The organism is Variovorax sp. 01N429 (assembly GCF_056399425.1).
This window is the reverse complement of record NZ_JBFTRG010000209.1, coordinates 1-384: the sequence shown is the minus strand read 5'-3', so window position 1 is coordinate 384 and position 384 is coordinate 1. Positions and strand designations below refer to the sequence as shown.

Below are 384 nucleotides of genomic sequence, written 5' to 3'. Positions count from 1 at the left end.
GTGCCAGAGTCAGTCATCGAACTCAGACCTCCAGGGCTTCCGCGTCAGTCATGGAACTCAGACCTCCAAGGCTTCCGCATTCGGGTTGATCGCGGCGCCCGTGTCGTGCCCGGTCAACCAGTGGCGGCCGATCTCCTTGGCCGCGGCCCACTTGGTGTCCAGATCACGCAGAGCGCCACCGGGTCCGGTCTGCCCCAGCGTCTCCGGCGTCACACCGATCCGGGCCGCGTGCGGCGCGAGGACGTCCAGGTCGAAACCGAAGACCCCGGCCACCGCCTCGCCCAGCATCACGCGTGCCTCCGGCACCGGAACGTCGCCGAACGTCTTCTGCAGGATCGGCAGCGTCTCCGGCCAGGTGCCTTCCGGATGCGGGAAGTCGTTGCC

The 384-nt window shown here is 68.2% G+C and carries 1 pseudogene; it reads right to left on the bottom strand.

Annotation, left to right across the window (positions count from 1 at the left end):
- Nucleotides 1-57: 57 nt before the first annotated feature.
- Nucleotides 58-384, bottom strand: a pseudogene (locus AC1DSF_RS31280) (hypothetical protein); the annotation flags it as partial.